The sequence below is a fragment of the Fictibacillus nanhaiensis genome, assembly GCF_023715445.1.
GTDB lineage: Bacteria > Bacillota > Bacilli > Bacillales > Fictibacillaceae > Fictibacillus > Fictibacillus nanhaiensis_D.
Map to the genome: position 1 here is coordinate 222,460 of NZ_JAMBOD010000004.1, position 21,145 is coordinate 243,604.

20 protein-coding genes and 3 riboswitches are annotated in these 21,145 nt (G+C 39.8%); of the genes, 12 read left to right on the plus strand and 8 right to left on the minus strand.

What is annotated here, in order from left to right; genetic code table 11:
* The first annotated feature begins 295 nt into the window (after positions 1-295).
* The gene (gene cyoE / locus M3196_RS13410; protein ID WP_251322825.1) at positions 296-1,204 is read left to right on the plus strand and encodes a heme o synthase; all 909 of its coding nucleotides are present in this window, start codon (positions 296-298) and stop codon (positions 1,202-1,204) included.
* 128 nt (positions 1,205-1,332) lie between these two features.
* Here the strand turns inward: cyoE and M3196_RS13415 are convergent, their stop codons facing one another.
* Positions 1,333-1,914, minus strand: coding sequence for an SET domain-containing protein (locus tag M3196_RS13415; RefSeq protein ID WP_251322826.1), 582 nt, complete (start codon positions 1,912-1,914; stop codon positions 1,333-1,335).
* A gap of 226 nt (positions 1,915-2,140) precedes the next feature.
* Positions 2,141-2,986 carry an AraC family transcriptional regulator gene (locus tag M3196_RS13420; RefSeq protein ID WP_251322827.1) on the minus strand — a complete coding sequence of 282 codons (846 nt, stop codon included), beginning with the start codon at positions 2,984-2,986 and terminating at the stop codon, positions 2,141-2,143.
* Between the two features lie 239 nt (positions 2,987-3,225).
* Here M3196_RS13420 and M3196_RS13425 point away from each other — a divergent pair, with 239 nt between their 5' ends.
* Positions 3,226-3,930 carry a GDSL-type esterase/lipase family protein gene (locus M3196_RS13425; RefSeq protein WP_251322828.1) on the plus strand — a complete coding sequence of 235 codons (705 nt, stop codon included), beginning with the start codon at positions 3,226-3,228 and terminating at the stop codon, positions 3,928-3,930.
* Positions 3,931-4,710: 780 nt separating this feature from the next.
* Here the strand turns inward: M3196_RS13425 and M3196_RS13430 are convergent.
* The gene (locus M3196_RS13430) at positions 4,711-5,157 is read right to left on the minus strand and encodes an NUDIX hydrolase (RefSeq protein ID WP_251322829.1); all 447 of its coding nucleotides are present in this window, start codon (positions 5,155-5,157) and stop codon (positions 4,711-4,713) included.
* Between the two features lie 190 nt (positions 5,158-5,347).
* Here M3196_RS13430 and M3196_RS13435 point away from each other — a divergent pair, with 190 nt between their 5' ends.
* A complete protein-coding gene (locus M3196_RS13435) occupies positions 5,348-5,911 on the plus strand; it encodes a hypothetical protein (protein ID WP_251322830.1) in 564 nt (187 codons plus the stop codon).
* Between the two features lie 255 nt (positions 5,912-6,166).
* Here the strand turns inward: M3196_RS13435 and M3196_RS13440 are convergent, their stop codons facing one another.
* Both M3196_RS13440 and M3196_RS13445 read right to left on the minus strand, forming a co-directional pair.
* The gene (locus M3196_RS13440; protein WP_251322831.1) at positions 6,167-6,715 is read right to left on the minus strand and encodes a GNAT family N-acetyltransferase; all 549 of its coding nucleotides are present in this window, start codon (positions 6,713-6,715) and stop codon (positions 6,167-6,169) included.
* Positions 6,712-7,173, minus strand: coding sequence for an NUDIX hydrolase (locus tag M3196_RS13445; RefSeq protein WP_251322832.1), 462 nt, complete (start codon positions 7,171-7,173; stop codon positions 6,712-6,714). The genes M3196_RS13440 and M3196_RS13445 overlap by 4 nt, the downstream gene beginning before the upstream one ends.
* A gap of 101 nt (positions 7,174-7,274) precedes the next feature.
* Here M3196_RS13445 and M3196_RS13450 point away from each other — a divergent pair, with 101 nt between their 5' ends.
* The 3 genes from M3196_RS13450 to gltP all read left to right on the plus strand — a co-directional run bounded on the left by M3196_RS13450 (position 7,275) and on the right by gltP (position 10,981).
* The gene (locus M3196_RS13450) at positions 7,275-8,354 is read left to right on the plus strand and encodes a nitric oxide synthase oxygenase (RefSeq protein ID WP_251322833.1); all 1,080 of its coding nucleotides are present in this window, start codon (positions 7,275-7,277) and stop codon (positions 8,352-8,354) included.
* Positions 8,355-8,511: 157 nt separating this feature from the next.
* Entirely contained in the window at positions 8,512-9,093 is a 582-nt protein-coding gene (locus M3196_RS13455; RefSeq protein ID WP_251322834.1) for a hypothetical protein, read from the plus strand.
* Positions 9,094-9,718: 625 nt separating this feature from the next.
* Positions 9,719-10,981 carry a glutamate/aspartate:proton symporter GltP gene (gene gltP, locus M3196_RS13460; protein ID WP_251322835.1) on the plus strand — a complete coding sequence of 421 codons (1,263 nt, stop codon included), beginning with the start codon at positions 9,719-9,721 and terminating at the stop codon, positions 10,979-10,981.
* A gap of 140 nt (positions 10,982-11,121) precedes the next feature.
* Here the strand turns inward: gltP and M3196_RS13465 are convergent, their stop codons facing one another.
* On the minus strand, positions 11,122-11,448 hold the full coding sequence (locus M3196_RS13465) for an antibiotic biosynthesis monooxygenase family protein (RefSeq protein WP_425311002.1): 327 nt from the start codon (positions 11,446-11,448) through the stop codon (positions 11,122-11,124).
* A gap of 93 nt (positions 11,449-11,541) precedes the next feature.
* On the opposite strand from M3196_RS13465, the gene M3196_RS13470 reads away from it, so the two are divergent.
* Together M3196_RS13470 and M3196_RS13475 are read left to right on the plus strand one after the other, a co-directional pair.
* Entirely contained in the window at positions 11,542-11,685 is a 144-nt protein-coding gene (locus M3196_RS13470) for a hypothetical protein (RefSeq protein WP_251322837.1), read from the plus strand.
* A 277-nt stretch (positions 11,686-11,962) separates the two neighbouring features.
* The gene (locus tag M3196_RS13475) at positions 11,963-12,532 is read left to right on the plus strand and encodes a GNAT family N-acetyltransferase (protein WP_251322838.1); all 570 of its coding nucleotides are present in this window, start codon (positions 11,963-11,965) and stop codon (positions 12,530-12,532) included.
* A 25-nt stretch (positions 12,533-12,557) separates the two neighbouring features.
* Here M3196_RS13475 and M3196_RS13480 read toward each other — a convergent pair whose 3' ends face one another.
* Positions 12,558-13,376 carry a MetQ/NlpA family ABC transporter substrate-binding protein gene (locus M3196_RS13480; protein ID WP_251322839.1) on the minus strand — a complete coding sequence of 273 codons (819 nt, stop codon included), beginning with the start codon at positions 13,374-13,376 and terminating at the stop codon, positions 12,558-12,560.
* 162 nt (positions 13,377-13,538) lie between these two features.
* A riboswitch (SAM riboswitch) is annotated at positions 13,539-13,653 on the minus strand.
* 155 nt (positions 13,654-13,808) lie between these two features.
* Positions 13,809-13,921, minus strand: a riboswitch (SAM riboswitch).
* Between the two features lie 176 nt (positions 13,922-14,097).
* Positions 14,098-14,211, plus strand: a riboswitch (SAM riboswitch).
* A 78-nt stretch (positions 14,212-14,289) separates the two neighbouring features.
* Between M3196_RS13480 and M3196_RS13485 the strand changes: the two genes are divergently transcribed.
* From M3196_RS13485 to M3196_RS13500, 4 genes are all read left to right on the plus strand, one after another.
* Complete coding sequence (locus M3196_RS13485) at positions 14,290-15,453, plus strand: thiolase family protein (RefSeq protein WP_251322840.1); 1,164 nt, start codon at positions 14,290-14,292, stop codon at positions 15,451-15,453.
* A gap of 6 nt (positions 15,454-15,459) precedes the next feature.
* Positions 15,460-17,412, plus strand: coding sequence for an AMP-binding protein (locus M3196_RS13490; RefSeq protein WP_251322841.1), 1,953 nt, complete (start codon positions 15,460-15,462; stop codon positions 17,410-17,412).
* A 109-nt stretch (positions 17,413-17,521) separates the two neighbouring features.
* Positions 17,522-19,015: a sodium:solute symporter family protein gene (locus M3196_RS13495; protein ID WP_251322842.1), complete on the plus strand. Its 1,494-nt coding sequence runs from the start codon at positions 17,522-17,524 to the stop codon at positions 19,013-19,015.
* 15 nt (positions 19,016-19,030) lie between these two features.
* A complete protein-coding gene (locus M3196_RS13500; RefSeq protein ID WP_251322843.1) occupies positions 19,031-20,167 on the plus strand; it encodes an acyl-CoA dehydrogenase family protein in 1,137 nt (378 codons plus the stop codon).
* A gap of 296 nt (positions 20,168-20,463) precedes the next feature.
* Here M3196_RS13500 and M3196_RS13505 read toward each other — a convergent pair whose 3' ends face one another.
* Positions 20,464-20,973 carry a competence protein ComK gene (locus M3196_RS13505; RefSeq protein ID WP_251322844.1) on the minus strand — a complete coding sequence of 170 codons (510 nt, stop codon included), beginning with the start codon at positions 20,971-20,973 and terminating at the stop codon, positions 20,464-20,466.
* Positions 20,974-21,145 lie beyond the last annotated feature (172 nt).

Genomic DNA, 21,145 nt, shown 5'->3' on the forward strand with positions numbered 1-21,145 from the left:
ATTATTTATTTAATAGCTTCTTTACGTAAGTATTAATTCCTTCTTGTAAATATTCCTTTATTTCTAACGAATTAAAACCTTAATTTTAAATTCTGTAAAATACTGTGTTATAAAAATCTATCACACAACCCTCACACTTCCCTCACAAAACGTTCACAAAAAGCGATTTGAATGTGCTGTGAGTTGTTCTATCATTTGTACTGTAAAAAGATTTAATGCTTTAATAGAGATGTATTTAAGGTTACAATTAATTGGTTAACCTATAGAGATAATATATGAAGATGGTGTCTTGAAAATGGAAAGAAGTATTGAAAAACAAAAGTTGTCGGCAGTCCTAGGACAAACGGTAAAAACGGGGATTATTAAATCAAACCTTGTACCGATGTTCGCTGGATTAACACTGGCTTTATATACGTACGATATTGAACCAGGCGATAAACTTATGGATATATTATTCGTCTTGATCGGTACAATTCTTGTTATTGGTGCTGCGGGGACTTTTAATAATATTTATGACCGCGATATCGATGCGATTATGGAAAGAACCAAAGTGCGTCCCACAGTGACGGGGGATATAAACATAAGAACAGCATTATGGCTCGGAATTTTGATGGGTGTACTCGGTCTTGTTGCACTAGCTTTTACAACTCCACTTGCTGCTTTGCTAGGTTTTCTTGGTCTTTTCTTTTACGTAGTTCCTTATACCATGTTAACGAAACGAAGAACAATCTATAACACAGAGGTCGGCTCAATCTCTGGTGCGATGCCTCCGCTGATCGGATGGGCTGCGATGACTGGTAGCATCGCTCACCCCGCAGCTGCTGCTCTTTTCATCATTCAAGTCATCTGGCAGATGCCGCACTTCTATGCAATCGCAATCCGCCGGCATGATGAATACAAAGCCGCAAGAATTCCGATGTTACCGGTTGTAAAAGGTATAAAGAGAACGTATACCCAAACCAATGCTTACCTAGTGCTATTAAGCTTAACAAGCTTTCTCTTCTTGCCATTAAGCTTGGGACTGACACTGGTAGCACTGCTCCTGAATGTAGGCTGGCTGGTGTTGAGCATCTACGGCTACAAAAAAAATAAGGATTCTGAGAAATGGGCGAAGCTGCTTTTTATCTACTCCCTGTTTCATATGACAATCCTGTTCGCAACGGTTATCGTTTACTCGCTAGTGGGAATTTTCATCCTTAAATAGAAAGCAAAAAAAGCCTGGACAGCCAGGCTTTTTTATATGCTTGTTAACGAATGTCATGCAATTAGATTTTTCACAAGTAATGCACCAGATTGAAGGTACACTCCAATAATGCATAATTTTCTACCTTTTTATTCAAAAGTTGAACGAATCGAATCTAATGGTTCTCGTCCTTCAGCAACGGCATTCACTTTTTCAACAAATTGCTTCTGGATTAAATGTTTGAGTGGCTGATTTACACGATTAAAATACTTAAATGCTTCCATTGCCATTTCATCCCATTCCTGATAACAATGCAAATAATCTTCTGCCGTTACTTTCGTTCTCGTAGTCCCTTCTTCGGGTACACAATGAAAAGATTCATCGTCACCCAGTGTCCCATAATCGCATGTGATCTCTTCACCAGGGTAAATGTCTCGAGCTGCTAACTCAAGCTCATACGCTGTTGCGATCATATTGGGCAGGAAGCTGTGATTAATGTACCTTCCATTATCCCAACATAGTACATATTGGTCGTTTTCATTTTGATAAGAATATTTATAAATGAAATCTTTTCGAAATGTATCAAGTGACTCTACGTAATCTTCATCAAGAATCTGGTCTAAATCATCCAATACCCAAAGAATTGTCCCTTTTGGGATAAACTTAGTAGCAAATACTCCAACACCTATCTCATCACTTACAAAGCGGATTTCCGTATGTGGATGCATCATTCTTATCACACGCCTTTTCTTTTTACTTCAGAGAATGTTTCTGATGTAAACAGAATATGCATCATGCCCCATTTCGTAATTGGAAATGCGCCAAAAAAGCTACAAATGTGTATTTGTGAAAATAGAGCTTGCAGAGAAAGGTGAGGTCCAGATTGTTCACTAAACAATTGCTATGACTATGCACCCGAATGTGGAATAGTCAAAGCATATTGTATCATCAACGGATTCATTTTTTCATAACAGGAATCCACACTTCAGATCTATAGCCTTCAGCTTCGGTTTTATCGGGGATATAAACCTCAATTTCGGGCAGTCCGGCATGCTCATATTCAGTTGCCGGAAACCATTCTTGAAAAATCTGACGGAATCTATTCTGAATGGCTGCCGGAAGCGGCCCCGAACATGGGAATACAGCCCATGTTGAGGAGGGTATCCTTTGCAGTGATAAGCCAACAGCAGGAACCTCTCCCTCTTCTTTCTTTCCAATCAGGTATGTAAAATTTTCGTTAAAATTCAACGTTATGCCGAGTAATGGTGCATCTGGTTGCTTAGAATCTATTTTTGCTAGTGTCCCATCCTGCTGACATTCTCCCCAAAACCATTGGCGAGTCCTTCCTTCGTTCCCACAAATTAATGTAGCCGATTTACCCATTACGGTAAATGACTCTTTTTCCTCTATGAGATAATCCACTTCCTTTTCTCCTCGGATCGTGAGTTGGAACGAAAGGCGGGGAAACGCTTTTAATGATACACCCGAATGTCGAGCTTCCGATGGAGAAATCCCATGAATTTTACGGAACAATTTGGAAAAGGATTCTGGCGAATTATATCCGTATTTCAAAGCTACATCAACCACTTTCGAGGGGGATACGGCCAGTTCTTGTGCTGCTAATGTCAATTTTCGCTTTCGTACATATTCGGCTACGGTCATTCCAGTCAACATATGGAACATCCTTTGAAAATGGAATGGCGAGGAATAAGCTACCTTCGCGATCGCTTCGATATCAAGCGGTTCGTTCATCTTACTCTCTATAAACTCCAGGGCATCTTCCATCCGTTTCAACCAATCCACACGATCACCTCTTCAATCTTTGAAATACTATTCAGGTCCACCATTTTAGACGTTATTACATTCGACAGCTGCTGAGTTCCAACCTGCTAAGTCCTATTAAAATACTAATTTGATGACAAGCAATAAAGTACCTGTTCAATAAAAGCACGGAAAGACAGGATTCATATCTATGAGGTTTATATAATGATTACAGGAAATCAAATAAAACGAAGAGGTAACGAAGGGAGAGTTTGAGTTTGATGAAAAAATGGATATTTAGTTTGATCACACTAGGTACGCTTTTTTCAACCAGTTCAGCAACATTTGCTTATCTTCCACCCGATCGGTATGTGGAGTATGTAGCGTTAGGTGATTCTATACCAGCGGGGATGACACCTTATGGTTCCTATGACCTTAGCTATCCAGATTATCTTAAGAAACATTTTGAAAGTGGAAAAAATAAGCTGTTAGATTACAATAATTTTGCTGTTCCCGGTTACACTTCAGAGCAATTAAAAAATGATGTAAAAAATAACACCAACATACAGAATGAAATAAAAGAAGCCACACATATCACCCTTACGATCGGTGCAAATGACCTGTTCCAAAAACTCCTTTCCGATCCGTCCACCGCTCATGAAGGAATCACCACTGCCAGTGAAAATTTACAAACGATACTCAGTACGATTGATGAACTAAATCCTGAGGTCGAGGTCTTTGTAATGGGGTATTATAATCCATTTGCCTACTACCCTGAGCAGGTCCAGGAGTTTTTAGTTCCATTAGTAGAGACACTGAACTCAGAAATTGAAAAGCGTACCGAAGCCAATGGTGATACGTATGTTGCGACAGGTAACCGAATAGATCCACACTTTGAGAAATATATGCCGAACCCTGAAGATAATCATTTGAATGTAAAAGGATACAAAGAAATCGCAAAAGAATTTTGGAAGGCTATCAAGTAAAACAGGTAAACAATTTTAATATAAATACAAAAACCGTAGCTAAAAACGACTCTTCCTGGAGGAGTCGTTTTTTCTTTACCAAAATGTATATTAGCTCAATTATATTATATGTCTATTAAACTATCTCCATTAGTCTACACAACTTGTCTCACTTTTTCATAAGATATAAAGATACCGATAAAAAAGTTAATTTTGGTATCACTTAGTGAGGTGACGTATATTATGTGTTTCAGCTGTAATCGTAAATCTAGTAAATGCAGATGTGAATCTTCTTCATCTTCATCTGATAGATGTAGAAAGCGCAGAAAGAGAAGTTGCAGATGCCGCGACCCTTGGAGAAAAATTTTGTTTTGGTAAGATGCAACCCCGTTTAACGGGGTTCTTATTACTTAAGGCGTCTTCTTTATAGGAGTACTACCCTCGCTATTTATCCAAGTTTCCATTCGTTAATATTTGTTGATTCACGATGAGAATCATCAATGTGTTGCCCTATTTTAAGTGCATAAAAGTCAAGATTTCCAGCACAATCATAATTAAATTTTTATTCTATGAATCTTCCCGTTAGTAATACCATTTTTCTTAAACCATGCTAATAAACTCCACTCTATAAATAGCACCGATAATTCTTGGATTTATATATTAATAGTAATACCGATAGAGCGACCTTATTTATCACGGATGCTTTATCGGTATTTCTCCTGCATTACGCAGTGCTTTTATCATTCTAGTATCTTATTTTTCTATTCCATTTAAAGCACCGACAATTGTTGAAAATATAAATTAGATAAAATCTAGTATCCTAAGGTCCACTGAGTCTATATATCCAATTTCTTCTCTTAAATCCCAGAGCTTTATTTTTGAAATTTCTTCGTTCTCAATAAATGGTTGGATTTTTTCGGTTCTTGCAAAATAAACAGGATTAAACTTAATCTCTCCATTTATAATTTTTTTGGACTTTAGTAAACCTTTAAATTCCATATCTAATACCTTTTGGCCAGTTTCTTCGTATAGTTCTCTTATAGCACATTCCTTTGGAGTCTCGTCACCTTCTCGACGCCCGGCTGGCAACTCCCATTGTTTGCGCCAAACGTTGTAACACATAAGGTATTTGTCTCCACATTTTATTACTGCAAAGGAACCAGCTAATGGCTGATATTTATAGAGCTCTTCTTCCGTTATAATTATAAATTCAAGAAACTCTAAACCATTACTTTTAGTTAAATTCAAAGGACCATCTCCCCCACTTCATACGAACACCTCTTCTACATTCTTTCACTTACTTCAATAAAAAATGCTCTTCTCCTTCTTGAAGAAATGGGCTCTTAAACAATATGAAAATGTTATTCTCATTTACATCTCTCTAAGAGTATAATTTCCTTAGTATTATTTTGAGATATAAATAAGGAGACAACGATAAATGATTAAATTGACTAAAGAAATAAACGAGCAGCAACATTATTGGGAAGTCTGGAATGATGGAAAGACTATCACTGAACACTGGGGAGTAGTTGGTGATGCTGGTGAAAGTAAAGAAATTAAAGTTTCTCTCTTTCAACGTACGGATAAGGTAATGGGCAGCTTAGCTGATGAAAAAATGAATGAAGGATATATTTTATTAAATGAGGACCAACTTCCGGAGATCATCATTCAGCATACTAACGAAAAATTGGATATGGAAGAAGCTTTTGAGAAGCGAAATCTTGTTGAAGAGCTGATGAACGAATGTCTTGGTTGGACCGGAAATGGCTTTGTCGATGGCGGAGAAATTGAAGTAGAATCTTTTTTAACTAACGTTTTCTGCCCAGTAGTTAATGTAGAAGCAGCTTTTAAAACCATTTTAAAAGAATTGAAAGAAAACGATTTAATGGAAGGTGTAACAATCGCTTACTGCCAGCCAGAACTAGATGAAGATGAACAGGATGAGGATTATGATAACCCATATATTGTCCTTTACCCTGAGGGCGGGGAAATCGAATTTTAGACATTGCCAAACGGACAATAACGTTATTACACGAACCCGAGGAATTTGAAGATGAATAAATTAAAAAACCATCTCAGCAGATGGTTTTTTTCTTATCAATAATCGTCTATTCAACTTTAATATTACCAACAAACTCTATATCTCCCTAATCAGAGTCAAAGTCTATTTCTAGTACATAATTACCCTTTTATTTAGGAAAAAAGAAAGTCTTATCAGCTTCATTTAACAAAAGTCATGATGACCCTTTTTAGGCGTTTAAATGTGGATATCTTCTTTTAAGATTGAGTACATCAATAAGTCATCAAATTTCCCGCATGTATATTCGTAATGCCTTAACAAACCTTCTTTTTGGAAACCTGACCTCTCTACTAATTTCTGTGAGGGAAGATTAGCGGGTTCAATTAAAGCCTCGATGCGTTCAAGTTCCAAATACTTAAACCCAAACTTCACGACCGCTTCCAATGCCTCACGGGCGATACCTTGTCCCCAATACTCTTTGCTCAACTCGAAGCCTACTTCTGTACGGTAATGCTTCGGGACTCTGTTCAGGAAACCGCAGCTGCCAATCACTTGATTATCATCTTTCAGAGTAATTCCCCACCTAATCCCTGTACCATTTTTCACAATAGATTCGTACCAGGCAATTTCATCACACGCATCTTCAATAGATTGGAATGGTTCTAACCCCATATGCTTTACAACTTCTGGGTCAGACAAATAGGCAAGCATGTCTTTTGCATCTGCTTTAGTTGCTTCTCTTAAAATCAATCGCTCCGTCTCAATTAGAGGAAATTTGTTGTTCATTTGTGATGTCTCCTTTTTAACTTTCTTGTCAGTCTTTTATGTAATTCCCATAGTGCTGTACGATTGCTGTCCCACTTTAGTTCGTTCATTGGTTCTTCATAACTCACCCATTTATATGCAGCATGTTCCCTCGACAGCAGTATCTCTTTTTCAAAAACTTCTATGCCAAAAGAAAATTCTTTAATAACCAAAACATCCTCGCCCCAAAAAAATTCTCCTACGACATGGTCAACGGGGATAGCGTTTATCGAATCTAATGGCATGATCATGCAGGATTCAATGAGTCCAGCCTCTTCAAACACTTCTCGTCTTGCAGCTTCGATCGGCTTTTCATCATCTTCTCCACCGCCTGCAATCCATTGCCAATAATGCAGGTCTGCTCGTTTAAGGACCGCATATTCAATGTTACTTCCAGTAATTCTATAGGGCAGAACCAGAACTTGGAACGGTGCACGCATAAGTTTGCCTCCATGTGCTTTTTTTGTAACAGTTTAACGCAGTAAACACGGTAAAACTCGGCTATTATAATAATAACTTATTTTTAGCCGGGGGCTTTAATTTGAAAATCGATCTAGTACAAGAAGCAAAAGAATTTATCACTTCCTGTTACCAGGAATTAAATAAAACACAAGATGAAATCAATGAACGAATCCATGCAATCACGAAACAGATCCAAACATCAGGAAGCTATGAGCACACTCCGTTTGAAATTGACCATGGCGCAAAAATGGCCTGGCGGAACAACAACCGCTGTATCGGAAGACTCTTCTGGGATCAACTGCACACATATGACAGAAGGCACCTGAAAACGGAAGATGAGATCTTTGAAGCGATCTTAGAGCACATGGAATATGCGACTAATGGCGGTCGCATTCGTCCTGCGATCACCATTTTCGCACCTCATAGAGAGCATCAGGAAATCCGCATCTGGAACCATCAGTTGATCCGGTATGCCGGATATCAACTAGAAGATGGAGTGATTGGTGATCCCGCTTCAATACCATTTACAGATCAATGCATTGAGCTTGGCTGGGAACCTAAGTATGGAAAGTTTGATATCCTGCCGATTATGATCCAGATCAACAACCAGCCTCCAAAAATCTTTGACATGCCTGAAGAGGCGGCTCTAGAAGTTAACATCCGCCACCCTGAATATGAGTGGTTTGATGATTTGCAGCTCAAATGGCATGGTGTACCTTTTATATCGGACATGGCGCTTGAAATTGGAGGTATCCGTTACATGGCAGCCCCTTTTAACGGCTGGTATATGGGGACAGAGATCGGGGCACGTAATTTAGCGGATGAAGGCCGGTATAACATGCTGCCGCAGATTGCGTCACACATGGGGCTTGATACAAAAAGCTCCATTTCATTATGGAAAGACAAATCAATCGTTGAGCTTAATATCGCCGTTTTGCATTCGTTTAGAGAAGATGGCGTAAGCATTGTTGACCATCATACGGCCGCACAGCAATTTAAGAAGTTTGAAGAAAAAGAGGCAGAGAGCGGCAGAGCCGTAACAGGCAACTGGGCATGGCTTATTCCTCCCATGTCACCTGCCACGACACATATTTTTCATAAGCCTTATAAAAACGAGATTGTAAAACCGAATTATTTTTATCAGTCTAAACTTATTTAACAAACGTCTAGGTATTTTTATCCCTGACGTTTTTTATTTTTTTTCGAAAAAATACGCAGGTATATCCACATCCGTCTTTTGAACCTTCTTTTGTTAAAGAAAGCATAGTGATTTAGCCTTGGATAATATATTCAAAACAACAAGGGAGGTTTAGAGAATGGCAACTAACAAAAAGCAAAGAATCACGGGTTCTCGGAGTTTTCGCACACCGAAAATGTTTCCTATTATCCTGATGCTTTTCATACTCTTGATTTCTGCAATCAGTTTATTTCTATCCAATGCGGTTTTTAACGATCACTTCGTCTTATCTCAATGTTTTTTCTGGCTCTCTATGTCGCTATTATTTTTTTTCATAGCGTTTGTCTCCTTTTATGCCAGGATGGATAAGTGGATTGAAAAGATATTAATACCGATCGTCATCATAGGATCATTAGCATTTTCCGCAGCATTTGCGCTCACGACCATCCAGCTTTTTTTAGATAAACCCGTCTTTGATTCAAGTCATTTTGAAGAACTTGAGGGATTACCCTCCTCCATATCATTTGATGGATCAAAGAATGGATCTGACTACGTTTCTGCTATTACGATTAACGGAACAAAAATTAAGGTTTCTCACTTGAACATTACGGAGAAAGAATTTACTAAAACACTAAAAAGTAAACATTTGAAACTGAAATATCTCCCGAACAGCAAGTTCGCAATCAGTTTGGTGGTTGAAGAAAAGATTGAAAAACAATAATACACAGCTTCCAAAGCTGCACTTTTTTATATTCTTTAAGAACTCTAATCTCGGGTACTGATGTTCTGGAATAGAAAGATTATAGAAATGTGTAAAAATCAGCAATAAAACCAACATAAGAACGCTAAACCAAACGACCTCTCTCATCTCTGCTGTCTCCTTTTGTTTATGTTGGCATGCTTATTGTTTAAGAATTTTAAAAGGATTAATGGGATTTAAGATCGTCAGACATAATGGAATTGATAAGGGGTAGATATATGATTTCTTGTGATAATGATCACGAGTCGGTTGGAATTCCATTTTGTGATTTCCTTACTTTTTGTTGGGTATTTGTTGGATCATTGAACGACGCAGAGGATAATTCAAACACATCGTTTTGAGGTGGCGATGATACGTTTATCATATAGTAGTTTGGAAAAAGAGATGTGCCAAAAAATATATACAAAGAGTACATAAGTCCTTAAATGATCCAAATCTTAAAGGTTTTTCAAGTGAAAAATAAATGGTAGCGCTATCAAAATACTGCGTTTAGAAATAATTAAATTTGACAAGTATTTATTTTACTATATAAAATGTTCTTCATGTGGACAACTAGAATACAACAACATGAAGAAGGTGATTCATTATGAAGAATGTAAAAATTAGTTTAGCTTGGCAAATCCTGATTGGACTTGCATTCGGGATCCTGATCGGTGCTTTGTTTTATGGAAATGAAACAGTCCAAGGATACTTGCAGCCTGTTGGAGATATTTTTATCCGCTTGATTAAAATGATTGTTATACCTATTGTAATTTCAAGTCTTATCGTTGGTGTAGCAAGTGTTGGTGATATCAAGCAATTAGGACGCCTCGGCGGAAAAACCATTTTGTATTTTGAAATCATAACTACATTAGCGATCGTGATCGGTCTATTTATCGCAAACATCTTCCAGCCTGGAGCAGGCGTGGATATGAAATCATTGTCAAAAGGTGATATTTCAAGTTATATGGAAACGACCGAATCTGTGGAAAGCCATGGATTCGCCGACACGTTCTTAAATATCGTTCCGACGAATCTCTTTGAATCATTAGTTCAGGGAGATATGCTTGCAATCATTTTCTTCTCTGTATTATTCGGTTTAGGCATTGCAGCTATCGGTGAACGAGGCAAGCCTGTATTAGCGTTCTTTCAAGGCACGGCTGATGCGATGTTTTATATCACGAATCAGATCATGAAGCTGGCTCCATTTGGCGTATTCGCTCTAATTGGTGTAACAGTTTCAAAGTTCGGTGTAGAATCTTTAATTCCATTAAGCAAGCTTGTGCTGGTTGTTTATGGAGCGATGTTCTTCTTTGTTATTGCTGTATTAGGCGGAGTTGCAGCGATGGTTAAAGTAAACATCTTTACGTTAATCAAAATTTTAAAAGATGAACTGATCTTGGCTTATTCAACAGCAAGTTCAGAAACCGTATTACCAAAATTGATGGAGAAAATGGAGAAATTCGGCTGTCCAAAAGCCATCACTTCATTTGTTATTCCAACTGGTTATTCGTTTAACCTGGATGGTTCTACTCTTTACCAAGCAATTGCAGCATTATTCATTGCTCAAATGTACGGCATTGAACTTTCGATTGCTGAACAAATTTCCCTATTGCTTGTATTGATGGTAACTTCTAAAGGAATTGCAGGAGTTCCAGGGGTATCGTTCGTTGTACTTTTAGCAACTCTAGGTTCTGTTGGAATTCCGCTTGAAGGCTTAGCTTTCATAGCGGGTATTGACCGAATCCTAGACATGGCACGTACAGCAGTAAACGTAGTAGGTAACTCTCTCGCTGCTGTTGTGATGTCAAAATGGGAAGGCAAATTTAATCCTATAAAAGCTCAGGAGTACCAAAGAGAAGTAAGCTAAATGATAAACCATGTCAGCAATGAATGCTGACACGGTTTTTTTTGATGTTTTCGTAAACTACTTTGTTAGAAGTGGTTGGTTGATTTCCGCTCCAGGATGCTCGCTTTCCGCGTAACTCAAAAACGATCAGATTTTCCATTTTAAAAAGAATAATCCCTCTCAACTTTACAAATTCTTACTGAATAGTTTTTGTACCATTCCGTTTTGCCTTTTTCTTGCGCGATTTTGTGGGCTGAATTCTCTTTCCAGTTCTTTATGGCATCCATTGAATCCCAATAAGAAATGGTGATTCCAAGCTCTGAATCACGGGCACTCTCTATTCCTAAGAACCCTTTCTCTTGAGAAGCTAAATCAACCATTCTATTAGCCATTTTTTCGTAGCCTTTATCAATATCTGTTCGTTGTGAAGTGAAAATGACTGCGTAATAAGGCGGCTCATGTGTTTTCGCAAATTTACTCAATTCCATTTCCTCCAAACACTGCTTAGCTTTTAAACCAATTTAATTTGAATACCTCTTATGAATAATGGCAAGAATATGGCTACAAAGGAGAGATGAAGTATGAAAACGAACGATTATAAAGCGGCTAACCTTTCGGAATATCTGGTTGATGAAATCCAATCGCTAGAAGAAAAGATCAGTCAGCAAGCTAACAAAAAAGTTGTGGTTATCGCTTATGAACAAGGCTCTGAGAATAACCTGTAAAAGAGAAATAGACCCCTATTTTCTCTTTTTTATTTGCTGTAAAGGTCATTCGTATGTATGATTCTTAGTTTCAGGATCCCCAAGTATTTATTTTTTTCTAAGAGGTTATTAATTCGATTCACTTCCTCCCTTCTCCTTTAACGTTTTATATGTTTGTTGGGTAATTATGTTAAATTTAGAGTAGGGGCGTTTGTATGGACTCAAGAATACATAGCGGCTTGGAACTATTGGAAGAATTCACTGACAGATCATCAGTGAAATCATGCGGAGGAACTCGATGAATTATCAAGACGATGAGTTAATTATTCGGTCAATAACCGATGATGACTTACCAAAACTATGGGAATTGATCTATAAAGAAGAATCGCCGGAATGGAAAAAGTGGGATGCTCCTTACTTTGAACATAAGCACGTTCCTTACGAAGAATTCTTAAGCAATAAAAAGAAATACGTCGATCAAGACAGCCGCTGGGCAATTGAAGTAAATGGCATGGTTATCGGTATCGTAAGCTATTATTGGGAACACAAGCCATCTAACTGGCTTGAGATGGGAATTGGCATCTATGATCCGAAATTTTGGAGTGGGGGATATGGCACAAGAGCCCTTCGTCTTTGGATCAGTCATTTATTTCACACCATGCCATTGGTTCGTGTCGGTTATACCACCTGGTCAGGAAATGAACGAATGATTAAAGCCGGCGAAAAACTGGGGATGACAATGGAAGCAAGACTCAGAAAGTGCCGTTATTACAACGGGGAATACTATGACTCTATTCGAATGGGGCTGCTGCGGGAAGAGTGGGAATCCACGGTCGGCAAACCACAAAAAAAGATCACTCTATCGTGATCTTTTTTCTATATTCTTCTTCAGATTATTCTGTAACCGGGAGAACAGAGCCCTTGTACTCTTTCTCGATAAAATCAGTAATTTCTTTTGAATGAAGCACCTCAAGAAGTGTTTTAATCGCTTTCTTATCTTTGTCACCTTCACGAACGGTAATAATGTTAGCAAACGGTGATTCAGGACCCTCTAAAGCAATTGAATCTTCTTTTGGATTCAAATCTGCATCAATCGCATAGTTTGTGTTGATGACGATCGCATCCCCTTCATCGTGCTCATATGCTTTCGTTAAAAGACCAGGGTCGATATCTGCTACAAACTCTATGTTTTTTGGGTTTTCCACAATGTCGCTTAATTGCGCTTCGTATCCTTTACCTTCTTTAAGTTTGATAAGTCCTTCTGCTTCAAAAATAGATAGGATACGGCCATGCTCTGCTACTGAATTGCTCAGAATTACTTTTGCACCATCCGGTAAGTCTTTTAATGATTTATGTCTCTTGGAATAGACGCCCATTGGCTCCAGGTGAACGGCTCCAGCGTTTTCAAATTTATATTTCGGGTTATCTTTCAGCTGCTGCGTCAAATATGGAATATGCTGAAAGTAGTTAGCGTCGATTTCTTTTTCATATAAGGATTTATTTGGCAAGATGTAATCTTGGAACTTTATAATCTCTAAATCAATGCCTTTTTCCTTCAATAGTGGCTTCGCTTCTTCTAAAATCTCAGCATGCGGTACGTTTGATGCTCCGACTGTCAGTTTTTCTGTTTTTCCTTCCCCGCTTGTGGAGGAGCAAGCTGCCAACACAAATACAGCCAAACTCGTTAAAAGTACTTGAATAAATTTTCTCATGATCTTAATCCCCTATCCCTTATTTTCTTTGTCTAATACGTTGAATCTTTTTGAAAAGTGCGTCCTCCTATACACGTTTTTTGACAGAAACTCCACAAGAGGCAGAATAAAAATAACCCTCTGTCCACAAAGAGACAGAGGGTTTAAGATAAATCCGTTATCCTCTCATCTCTCAGCTTTCACTGTTAGATTTAGCACCGTTTTCATACTGGCAATTCAGCATGAATGGTTGCCGGGCTTCATAGGGCTAATTCCCTCCACCTGCTCTTAATAAGAGTATTCCTATCAAATTAATTTGTATTATTACAGGATTCACTTTTAATGTCAATCATTTTTTTATACACTTTTATCTCAAAGGGCGCTGTTCCTCTAGAGGTGCAAAAAAACCGTGTTCATAAGAGAACACGGTTAGCCATTTCAGATCCGTTCATCCTCTCATCTTTCAGCTTTCGCTGTTAGATTTAGCACCGTTCCGGAATAAATGATTACACCGATGGTTGCCGGGCTTCATTGGGCTAATTCCCTCCACCTGCTCTTCATAAGAGTGTTATTAAATTAAGGATAATGATAGACGAACTGTCATAATGATGTCAACCAAATATTCCGGACAATTCACTAGATTATTTTTTGTTAGTGTTTTTTTTATTTTCAAAATAATCAGTTGACAATTGATTTTTTGCTATGCTAAGATTATCAACAATTTCAATCGAATAATTTATTTACCTTATCAAGAGTCGGGGTAGGAATCTGGTCCAATGATCCCGCGGCAACCACTTATTGTAAATCAATAAAAAGGTGCCCATTCCAGCAGGCTGACAAGTCTGAAAGATAAGGAAGAGATATGTATGTTAAACCTCTTTCTTATTTTTTGGGAAAGAGGTTTTTTTAATTGTATAAAAAGGAGACGAGTTAGATGAGTGCAGTGATTTTAGATGGGGTGCGTACTCCCTTTGGTAAATGGAAAGGTTCATTATCCCCTTTTAACGGGACTGATTTAGGAACGATCGCATTAAAAGAGTTACAATCAAGAACTCCAGAGGCCAAAGAGGCAGATGGCGTGATTTTAGCGCAAGTGATCCAGGCTGGCCAGGGTCAGAACCCAGCTAGGAAAGTTGCCTCGAACGCAGGTGTTTCACTCAGTACACCCGCGATTACGTTAAACAACGTATGTCTCGCTGGAATCTCAACCGTTATTGACGCAGTTCGGCGGATTCACTTTAACGAAGGAGAGCTTTTTATTACCGGGGGCTTTGATTCGATGACAAACGCTCCACACCTTGCTCCCATCCGGCAAGAACTTTCATTTGGAGCGGTTGAATTTTACGATTCCTTAAATGATGGGCTACGGTGCTCAATTAATGAACAATCTATGGGTCTATTAAGTGACAACAAAAATACCGACCTTGGTATAACACGTGAACAGCAGGACGCATATGCTGTCCTTTCCCAGACCAGAGCGGAAGATGCCAGAAAGAAAGGCAGACTTCAAACCGAGATTATACCGGTCGATACCGGTAAATTTACTCTTGAGGAAGATGAAGGAATCCGCCCTAATTCTTCAGTAGACAAACTAGCAAAACTGCGTCCTGCTTTTCAAATAGACGGCACGCTTACAGCAGGAAACGCTTCACAGATGTCTGATGGTGCCAGTCTTGGGATCATAGCTTCAGAGGAGAAAGCACAAGAACTTAGAAAGACTCCACTTGCAAGGATTCTTGGCTGGAGCGAAATCGCAGGACCTGATACGAGTCTGCACCTAAAACCGGCACAAGCCATTAAAGATGTTCTTGCGAAAAACAGCTTAAGCATTGATGATATTGACTTATTTGAGATCAACGAAGCGTTCGCAAGTGTTGTTATCGCGAGCTGCAATGAACTGGGTATCAATTTTGACAAAGTGAACGTTAACGGTGGAGCGATCGCGATCGGTCATCCGCTTGGAGGAACCGGATTCCGGCTAATTTTAACGTTAGCTCACGAACTGAAACGCCGTGGCGGCGGTAAAGGAATCGCTACACTCTGCGGTGGCGGTGGGCAAGGCACAGCTATATTAATTGAAGTTCCTGAGAGGTGGTAATTGAAGATGAGCGCTGACATTACTGTGAAAACAAAACCACAACATTCATTTGAATGGTTCCCTACTGAAGAGCAGATCCAGAACGCAAACATGACTCATTTTATTGAAAAACATCAATTAAAAGATTCGGATGAGTTATATGAACGTTCCCTTCAAGATCCGACGTGGTTCTATGAGGCGATTCTTTCTGAGTTTGATTTTCGCTGGAACACTCCTTATGACCAATTGTTCGACAGCTCGAAAGGAGATGCCTGGACATCCTGGTTTAACCAGGCACGAACCAACATTGTTGAGAACACGATTGATAAGCATATTGCGGAAGGAAATGGTAGCAAAGAAGCTTTCGTGATCGAAGAAGAGAACGGTCATACAACTTCCATCACCTACTCCGAGCTCAATCAAAAAGTAAATGAACTTGCGGCTGGTCTGATTAAATTAGGCATTCAAAAAGGTGACCGGGTTGCCATCTACCTTCCGTTGATCAAAGAGGTTCCTATAGCCTTTTATGCCTGCGCAAAAATCGGAGCTATCGTTATCCCTATTTTTTCAGGCTATGGAGAAGAAGCGGTGGCTGTCCGGCTTCAAGATCCAATAGCAAAAGCGATTATCACCGCGGATGGATTTAACAGACGCGGTAAAGTGATTGATCTGCTCTCTGTTGCCGAGCGTGCTGTTTCAAAGTCTCCTTCTGTAGAGCATGTCATTGTTATTAATCAAATTCATTCAGCTCCCCCGGTTCGGTCGGGACAGTACAAGAATTTTAAAGACGTTATCCAGCCAGGTCAATCGGCAGAGACGGTTCTCGTTGAAGCGAATGACCCTTTGTTGATCATCTACACGTCAGGTACAACCGGAAAACCAAAAGGAACACTGCATTCACATACGAGCTATGCGCTAAAAAGTGCGATTGATATGTACTTCTGCTTTGATGTAAAAAAGAACGACCGGTTATTCTGGGTGACGGACTTCGGCTGGATGATGGGACCATGGATCTTACTCGGCTCCGGCATCCACGGAATCACACTCGTATTGTACGAAGGCAGTCCTGATTATCCAGAAACTAACCGCCTGTTGTCTCTCATTGAAAAACACCGGGTTTCCGTTTTCGGACTGGCCCCTACGGTTATTCGTTCCTTGATGACGCGTGATCTTCAGGTTTTTAAAAAGAATGACCTCTCCTCTCTTCGTATTCTTGGTTCGACTGGAGAAGCCTGGAATCCTGAAGCCTGGCAGTGGTACTTGGAACATATCGGCGAGAATCGATGTCCGATCATCAATTACTCTGGGGGCACCGAGATCTCAGGCGGTATCCTCGGCTGCTACCCCACGAAACCTCTTAAGCCTTGTGGTTTTCATGGACCAATACCTGGAATAAATGCTGCCATTCTGAATGAACAAGGCGATGACACAGATGGATCTATCGGAGAACTTGCTCTTCAACAGCCGTTTTTGGGAATGACCTATTCGTTTTGGGAAGATGATGAAAGATATCTTAAATCGTATTGGAGCAAATGGGACGGTGTATGGGCACATGGAGACCTTGCAGAAACGGATGAAGACGGGATCTGGTACATCCTTGGACGTGCAGATGATACGTTAAAAATTGCCGGAAAACGCCTTGGCCCGAGCGAGATTGAAATCGCACTCTCCAGTCACAAAAAGGTAATCGAGAGTGCTGCCATCGGTGTCCCGCACACGATTAAAGGAGAAGCAGCCGTTGTGTTTGCGGTTTTACACGATGAAGTAAGTGAAGCTGAACTCGGAGAACACCTTAGCCTCAAACTTGGAAAAGCACTAAAACCAGACAAAATCATCAGAATTTCTGCTCTGCCTAAAACACAAAGCGGAAAGATTGCCCGCCGATTGCTGAAGAACCGGTATTTAGGAAAGCCGCTTGGCGATATTTCTACTCTTCAGAATCCCGAGAGCCTTGAAGAAGTTACACCAATTATCAACTAAAGGAGACGATGTCGATTATGATCACTACGTACTTTTTATTAATCGCAGTATGCTGGATCATCGGATTAACGATTGTTTATAAATATTATCCAAAAGGAGGCGGCGAGTAATGCTAGCGAACATACCAGACTATGTAATATGGGTAGTTGTCTTTCTCTTTATCGCTTATTTCTTCTTAGTGACCTGGATCGGAAAGAAAGGCTATGCCTTTAGTCAGACATTAAAAGGGTTCACAACAGCAAAAGGCAGTGTCAGCCCAATTATCGTCGGCGCCAGTTTCGCAGCTACCTATGCGAGCGTGAATCTGTTCATCGGCGTTCCCGGCCTTGCTTATCAATACGGCACTTCCGTCTTATGGTACACCCTCGGCTGTTTTGGTGTTTCATGGATTGCACTCGTGATGCTCGCTAAGAAGTTTTATAGCTACTCGAAGAAATACGGTCATGTGCTGACGCTCCCTGAATGGCTGGGCAAACGATATAACAGTAAAACCTTGCAAGTGCTTGTTGCTCTCTTAATTCTTTTCAATATTTATTATATTGTTGGCCAGAATGTCGGCTTGGCTACTATTTTTGAAACCCTTGTCGGCATGCCTTATGTATGGGGAATCGCAATTGCTGTATTCATTACAATTCTATACATCGGACTTGGCGGCGCGTATGCCCAGCTGGTTAGTGATGGAATCCAGGGAATATTCATGGCCGTCACTAGTATTCTCGTATTTTTCTCTATCTTTTGGGTAGTCGGTGATTTTGGCACATTAACTTCCAAACTTGCAAGTATAGACCCAAATCTCGTAAAAGCGGTTAATACTGCAGAAGGAAGCCCATACAACAGCAAGCTTGCTATTGCAGCAGTTCAATTTCTGTTATTCGGCTTTGTCCTGATGCCTCATTTATTAAATAAAATTTTATCGCTAGATTCCGAGAAAGACCTTCGACCGTTCGTACTGTCATCAGGACTTGTGCTCTTTATCATTTCAACGCTGATGGTACTTGGAGGGTTGGCAGCTCGCGTCTCTTTCCCGAACCTGCAGAATGCAGACCAGGCCATCCCTATTTATTTATTCGAAGCGTTTCATCCAGTTCTCGCTGCCTTTTTAATCTTCGGTATTATCTCAGCGATTTTATCAAGTACAGACAGTCTGTATCTCGGGATTACGTCCAGTATCGGAAATGACATCTATAAAGTCGTTGCACCTTATTTCTATAAAGACCTGTCCGATCATGAACTGGAACAAAGAACATTGAAAGTATCCAAGTATTCACTCGTTTTCGTCGGACTGATCACCCTGTATGTGTCATTGAACAGACCGGATTCATTATCCTTGTTAATTCAATTCAGCTACTCCGCCATCATAAGTGGTGTAATGGCTCCTATTTTACTGGCTTACTTTTGGAAGCATGCTCACAAGTATGGCGCGATCGCATCCTTGATCACCGGAACAGCACTTTATTGCTTCTTTACCAATACTGGAGTCATTGAAAATATCTATCTATCCATGCTTGCAAGTACGGTTGCTAGTTTTGCAGTCATGATTCTACTAAGTTTTGCGGCCCTATCTTACGCTGACAGCACTAGACGACAATCTGTTGAGAGTTAAAAGGAGTAATATTTCATGTCCTTTCAATCTATCCTGCAAAATGCAGAGGAACTATCGCAGCAATTTTCACAAAGAACGTCCAGATTTGAAGATGAACAGCACTTTCCTTTTAAAAACTTTGAGGAATTAAAAGAAAAGGAATTTCATGCTTTAACGATTCCTAAACAGTATGGCGGCCATGGACTAAATTTACATGAGTTTCTTTCCATACAAGAAGTGATCGCGAAAGGAGACAGCGCAACAGCTCTATGTCTTGGCTGGCATTTAGGCAGTCTGCTGGAAATTGCTGAGACTGGCGCTTGGAACGAAGATATGTTTCAAAAACTATGTGAGTCTATAGTTGGCGGAAAATGTTTGATCAACCGGGCCGCTACGGAACCCGCTACAGGCTCTCCTACCCGTGGAGGCATGCCTCAAACAACAGCCGTTCGTCACGGTGAAACATGGGTGTTGAATGGCAGAAAATCATTTACATCTATGGCCGTCGCACTGGATTATTCCCTTGTTACAGCCCGGATTGGGGATTCAGATAAAAAAGGCGTATTTTTAGTGGATCATTCCTTAGAGGGGATATCAATTGAAGAAACCTGGAACATGATCTCCATGCAAGGAACGAGAAGTGATGACTTATACTTAAACAACGTAAGCATCCCTTCTCACTTTCTGGTTGAAGAAGAAGGCGATCAAACGAATTATGCCTTTCCGAAAGCCTGGCTGCTTCACATACCCGCTTGTTATCTGGGGATCGCAGGTGCGGCACGGGAGTATGCCATTGATTTTGCAAAAACGTATTCACCAAACAGCCTGCCAGGACCTATAAAAATCGTTCCCGAAGTTCAAAGAAAAGTCGGAGAAATGGAGCTCGAATACTACAAATGCAAGCAAATGTTATATGCAGTGGCTGATAAATGGGTCTCCTTTCCTGACGAGAGACATAGCATGGGTGCAGAACTGGCCGCTGTTAAGCACATTGTCACAAACGGAGCGAACAAAATAGTTGATATCGCAATGAGAATTGTTGGTGCAAAAAGCTTGTCTCAAGATAATCCATTACAGCGTTACTTCCGAGACGTAAGAGCAGGACTCCACAACCCGCCAATGGATGATTCGGTTATAAGCCTGTTGGCCAAGAGCGTGTTGGACGAAAAGTGAGCAGCTGCTATCATGGATTGGTGAGAGTGTTTGTCGAGCTCTGTCGAAAATCGTTTTTATTTTAATTAACGTGGGATTCTTGCCCCTTAACGTGGGATTATTTCAATTAAGCCAAGAAAAAAGTGAATTAACGTGGGATTAATTTTAAATGTCTGTTTCAAATGGACGTAAATTCAGTATGTGCTTGCCAAAAACACAAATAACGAACTCTTTTTTCCAAAAAGAGAATCCTATTTAAAAACCCATACAAAAACGCCTGATACACGTCGCATCAGGCGCTTTTTTCTATTTATATCCTATGTAAGGATTAGATTAGATCTCTTAACTTGTCGCTTTAAGAGGACACTTCTGTATTGAGCTGCTCGATGGAGTTTGCCTACTAATGATGCGCGGGTATTTTCGATGGGTAGATCCATACCGTTAGAAAAAATGACGCTGGCACGTTTATGCCCAATCGTATCTATTCTTCGGATGTGCGGCTGTGCAAGCCAGATGCAGGTATCATTTCGTGGTGATTGGATAGGAAAGAAATATAAATCAAGTTTGGAATCAATCATGATTGGTGCGAAACACATCTTTCCCATATTGATTCGTGCCGCTTCTTTTTTACCATCATAAGACCCGCCGTAGTACAGGCAGTTGTCCTTGATGATTCGAAAAGGCTTCTTTTCGACCAGGATTAATGCTTCACGTTCAAAGATTTCTGACCAAACAGCACCTTTCTCATTAATAAATGGAACGATTGCCATCGTGTCTTCGTTAATCTCGTAATCCTTCACCTTTTCATAATTCATTTTAAAAGTCATCAACATCCTCCTAGTTTACAGTTTTTATTTGATTGTTTAATATTTACGAACTCCAAACATCCTCCTATTAAGATTTTATAGTACGAAATACCCCCGCATTTGTACTATATAGTAAGATTTTACCATTTGATTTTATTGAAGTCTACACTTTTCGTCATAATTTTTAAAATAT

What these genes read in the sequence shown, in the direction of transcription:
- cyoE (WP_251322825.1), top strand. Translation starts at nt 296, where the DNA reads ATGGAAAGAAGTATTGAAAAACAAAAGTTGTCGGCAGTCCTAGGACAA.
- M3196_RS13415 (WP_251322826.1), bottom strand. Translation starts at nt 1,914, where the DNA reads ATGATGCATCCACATACGGAAATCCGCTTTGTAAGTGATGAGATAGGT.
- M3196_RS13425 (WP_251322828.1), top strand. Translation starts at nt 3,226, where the DNA reads ATGAAAAAATGGATATTTAGTTTGATCACACTAGGTACGCTTTTTTCA.
- M3196_RS13435 (WP_251322830.1), top strand. Translation starts at nt 5,348, where the DNA reads ATGATTAAATTGACTAAAGAAATAAACGAGCAGCAACATTATTGGGAA.
- M3196_RS13440 (WP_251322831.1), bottom strand. Translation starts at nt 6,715, where the DNA reads ATGAACAACAAATTTCCTCTAATTGAGACGGAGCGATTGATTTTAAGA.
- M3196_RS13445 (WP_251322832.1), bottom strand. Translation starts at nt 7,173, where the DNA reads ATGCGTGCACCGTTCCAAGTTCTGGTTCTGCCCTATAGAATTACTGGA.
- M3196_RS13455 (WP_251322834.1), top strand. Translation starts at nt 8,512, where the DNA reads ATGGCAACTAACAAAAAGCAAAGAATCACGGGTTCTCGGAGTTTTCGC.
- gltP (WP_251322835.1), top strand. Translation starts at nt 9,719, where the DNA reads ATGAAGAATGTAAAAATTAGTTTAGCTTGGCAAATCCTGATTGGACTT.
- M3196_RS13465 (WP_425311002.1), bottom strand. Translation starts at nt 11,448, where the DNA reads ATGGAATTGAGTAAATTTGCGAAAACACATGAGCCGCCTTATTACGCA.
- M3196_RS13470 (WP_251322837.1), top strand. Translation starts at nt 11,542, where the DNA reads ATGAAAACGAACGATTATAAAGCGGCTAACCTTTCGGAATATCTGGTT.
- M3196_RS13475 (WP_251322838.1), top strand. Translation starts at nt 11,963, where the DNA reads ATGAATTATCAAGACGATGAGTTAATTATTCGGTCAATAACCGATGAT.
- M3196_RS13480 (WP_251322839.1), bottom strand. Translation starts at nt 13,376, where the DNA reads ATGAGAAAATTTATTCAAGTACTTTTAACGAGTTTGGCTGTATTTGTG.
- M3196_RS13485 (WP_251322840.1), top strand. Translation starts at nt 14,290, where the DNA reads ATGAGTGCAGTGATTTTAGATGGGGTGCGTACTCCCTTTGGTAAATGG.
- M3196_RS13490 (WP_251322841.1), top strand. Translation starts at nt 15,460, where the DNA reads ATGAGCGCTGACATTACTGTGAAAACAAAACCACAACATTCATTTGAA.
- M3196_RS13495 (WP_251322842.1), top strand. Translation starts at nt 17,522, where the DNA reads ATGCTAGCGAACATACCAGACTATGTAATATGGGTAGTTGTCTTTCTC.
- M3196_RS13500 (WP_251322843.1), top strand. Translation starts at nt 19,031, where the DNA reads ATGTCCTTTCAATCTATCCTGCAAAATGCAGAGGAACTATCGCAGCAA.
- M3196_RS13505 (WP_251322844.1), bottom strand. Translation starts at nt 20,973, where the DNA reads ATGACTTTTAAAATGAATTATGAAAAGGTGAAGGATTACGAGATTAAC.